The 4,135-nt window shown below is 63.2% G+C and carries 1 protein-coding gene; it reads left to right on the top strand.

The annotated features are described in order from the left end of the window. Positions 1–180: 180 nt before the first annotated feature. On the top strand, positions 181–4,135 hold a 3,955-nt coding region (locus Q0030_RS40450; protein WP_298380685.1), incomplete at its 3' end, for a hypothetical protein.

The raw sequence follows: 4,135 nt of genomic DNA, 5'->3' as shown, positions 1-4,135 counted from the left end.
TTCACCCCGGCAATTCGAATGCACGCGGCTGATTACGGCCGATCACGTCAAGCAGGTTATTCAGCGCATACCGGGATTTCCGGTCGGCGCCAAAGCATAGCGCGTAAAGGACGTCGACGCCGACTGGCATCGATGCCCGACACCGGCAAATGAATTTCATTCTGGCCTAGAGGCAGAGCCATGCAGACGATTTCCAGCGGCGTTACCGTTACTGTATCTTCTGGCACGGAATCCGGCGATACCATCCTGACTGGCGGCACGCTGATCATTGAGTCCGCGGGCAGCGCCACTGGAACGACTGTGTCCGGCGGCTCCGAGGTGATTTCGAGCGGTGGTGTCGACAGCGGCGCCACGATTCTGGCCGGCGGCAGCCTGAATATCTCCAGCGGCGGCCTCAGCGTCTCGGCCACGGTGTCTGCAGGCGGCATTCTCAACGTTTCCTCGGGCGGTGCGGCATCGTTCCTTGCGGTGTCCTCGGGCGGCACGATGAACGTTGCCGGAACGGTGACAAGCCAAGTTCGGGTCTACTCGGGCGGCCTTGTTATGATTTCTTCCGGCGGCATCGAGACAGGCACTCCCGGCAGCGACGAGACGATCGTGTCGGGTGGCATGGTCAGCGCGACCGCGGGCAGCCAGCTCTCCTACTTCACGGTCAGGAGTGGCGGCGTTGTCACGGCCGACTTTGGCGCAACGATCCACGACTTCGGCGTCAGCAGTGGCGGCATCCTCAATCTCAGGGGTTCTCAGACCAGCAACTCGGAGATCTTCGCCGGTGGCACGGAGAATGTTTCTTCCGGAGGCAATGCGCAGAGCTTCGATGTGTCGGGGGGCACGCTGAACGTGCTTTCTGGCGGCAATGCGCAGTCCTTTACGGTGTCGGGAGGCTCGCTCAATGTCCTCTCCGGAGGCCTGTCAGAGTTCTTCACCTTGTCGTCCGGAGCGTCGGCCAGCGTCGCAGCTGGCGCCACCGTTCACGATCTTACCGTATCGAACGGGGCAACGCTCAGCCTTCTGGGTACGGCCTCGAGCTTCATGTTCATTGCGGGCGGCGCCACATTGAACGTCTCTGCCGGCGGTGCCATCAGCGGATCATTGGATCCATCCGGCCTCCCAACGGTCAACGTCGTCGGTACAGTGAATGCATCCGCGGGTGCCTCCGTCAGCTACGTTGCTGTCAACAGCAACGGCGCGCTGAACTTGCAGACCGGCGCGTCCGCGCATGACATCAATGTGAAGACCGGTGGCCAATTCAATCTCGCTGGAAGCACGACCAGTAACATCAACGTCTCCGGGGGCGGCCTGGAAACCGTCTCGTCCGGAGGCGCTGCGAACGGCACCAATGTCTTCGGCGGAGGTGAGCTCGACGTCCTTTCCGGCGGATCGACAAACGCCACGATGGTCAATGGTGGTCTGCTGAAGCTGTTCTCAGGCGGGTCCCTCAGTGGCGTTTCGGTCACCAATTTCGGCGCTGTCGAACTGGTCAGCGGAGCGTCCGTTTCGCAGCTTTCCAACACCACTTTCGGTAGCGGCACCTACCTAGAGGTGGGGCCTGGCGCTGTCGTGAGCGGCTACTCGGTGGGGAGTGGCCCGATCCTCGACGTTGTGTCGGGCGGCTCAACCTCCGCCATCACCGTCAGCGCGAATGGGACGGAGAACGTGTTCGCAGGCGGCACGGCCCGCGGCACCATCGTTGGCAGTGCCGGCTTCATGCAAGTCGGCATTCCATCGTTCCAGGGATCGGGTGGTTCGGCCGGCGGAACCGCGAGCAATACGATCGTGGCGGGCGGTCAGCTCGATGTGAACTCCGGTGGCCTCGCGGTGTCCACCACGCTTGCCAGCAACGGCGGCGCGCAAGTCACCTCGGGCGGTGCAGTATCCGGAACGACGATCTCCAACTCCGGCGGCATGACCGTGCTGAGCGGCGGCACGGCGACCGGCACGACAGTGCTGAGCGGCGGCTACTTCCAACTCGGATCGTTCAACGGTAGTCCCGGTTCAGCCGGTGGCAGCGCGACGGGCACCGTCCTGTCTGGCGGCTTCGAGGCCGTCTTCAGTGGTGGCGTCGATTCCGGCGCCACGATTCTGTCGGGTGGCAATCAGGTGGTTTCCTCTGGTGGCGTCACCATTGGCGCCATGGTTTCAAGCGGCGGTGCCTTGAATGTTTCCGCCGGCGCGACGGCGCACGACGTCACCTTGTCGGGTGGCTCGCTCAACCTTGGCGGCACCGTCACCAGCAACGTTTTCATCTCGAGCGGCGGCATAGAAAACGTGCTGGTGGGAGGATTGGTCTCGGCATCCTCCAACGGTGTGGGGACGACGGTTTCGGCGGGCGGCATCCTTAACGTGATGGGGACCACCTCCAACATGGTGGTGGTGTCCAGCGGCGGCGTCGAGAACGTCTCGTCCGGTGGCGTCATCCAGGGCACCATCAGCGGCACGGCCGGTACGGGAACGGTCATCGCGGCCGGCGGAACGCTCAACGTGTTGGCCGGCGGCTCGGCCAGCATGATCAACGTGTCCGGCACGCTCAATGTGCAGGGCAAGATCACCAGCAATGTCAGTATTCAAAGTGGCGGCCACGAAATCGTCTCTGCAGGTGGCTCCGTCACCGGCGTCACCGGTTCGGGTACCGCAATTTCCGGGCTGGTCGACGTTCTCTCCGGAGCGTCTTTCGAATATGCGACCGTCTTCAATGGCGGTGACCTGAATGTGTCGTCCGGTGCTACGGCGGACCATATCTCCGTCTCGAGCGGCGGCATCTTCAACGTCGGCGGCACGGTTCTGAGCAATGTCTCGGTCTTTGCCGGCGGCATCGAGAACGTACTTTCCGGAGGTGTTGTCACCGGTGTGACCGGCTCCGGAACTGGGATTTCGGGCGGCACGGTCAACGTGTCGTCGGGAGGCGCAATAGACCACGCGACCGTCATCAGCGGTGGCGTGCTGAACGTTACATCTGGAGCTACGGCGCACAACATCGCGGTGTCGAGCGGTGCTGCGCTCAACGTTGCCGGCGCGGTGACGAGCAACGTCGCGGTCTTTGCCGGAGGCAATGAGATCGTTTCCTCCGGCGGGTCGACTGGTCCGGTGACGATTTCAGGCGGCGTGGTCGAGTTGCAGGCCGGCAGCGTCGCGAGCGGCGGCGTCACCTTCAGCGGTTCCGGCGGTCAGCTGAAGATCGATGGCACCTCCCTGGCCGGCACGACCATCAGCAGCCTGGTGCTGGGCGACAGCATCGATCTGGCAGGCCTCAATTTCGTATCGGGTGGGTCGGCGACCTTGCAGGCTGGCAACATCCTGCACGTCACCGAGGGTGCTTCCTCCTTCGATCTGCAGCTTGATGCGATGCCCGGCGTGCGGTTCAGCGTCAGCGCGGATTCCGGCACCGGAACGCTGGTCACGACGCGTGCCGATATCGCGCCGGTCACGTCAGCGTCCAACATCCATGCAGGCTCTGGCCAGACCTCCGTGCTGGCTTCCAGCCTCTTTACGGTGTCAGACGCCGATGGTGATCCGATCACCCAATATGCATTCTGGGACACGCAAGGTAACGGCCACTGGGTCATCAACGGCGTGGTCCAGGCCACCAATGCCGAGATCGATGTTGCGGCGGCCAACCTGTCGCAGGTGAGCTACGTCTTCGGTCCAACCGGATCGGCTGATACCCTTAGCGTTCGAGCCAATGACGGCACGCTTTGGGGCGGCTGGACTCAATTTACGGCCAAGGCATTTGGCGACACCGCGCCAACCGTGAACGCAATCAACGTGACTGCGGCGCACGGCCAGACGTCGATTGCCGCATCCAGCCTGTTCACGGTGAGTGATCCGGATGGCGACACGATGACCCAGTACGCGTTCTGGGACACCGGCGGAAGCGGCCACTGGGTGGTGAATGGTGTGGTGGAGGCCGCCAACACCGAGATCGATATTACGGCGGCGCAGCTGTCACAGACGAGCTACGTCTTCGGGCCGACAGGGTCAGCCCCTGATACGCTCTACATCAGGGCGAACGACGGAACGTTGTGGGGAGGCTGGACCGCGTTCACGGCCACACCGGGGCCCGATCACGCTCCGGTTGTGACCGCACCGAACGTGACCGCCAATCACGGCGAGTTCTCGACGCTCGCCTCGAGCCTGT

Origin of the sequence: uncultured Bradyrhizobium sp. (assembly GCF_947648125.1) — a bacterium.
Classification (GTDB): Bacteria; Pseudomonadota; Alphaproteobacteria; order Rhizobiales; family Xanthobacteraceae; genus Bradyrhizobium.
The sequence above is the reverse complement of the archived record's forward strand: the minus strand, read 5'-3'. Positions and strand labels throughout refer to the sequence as shown.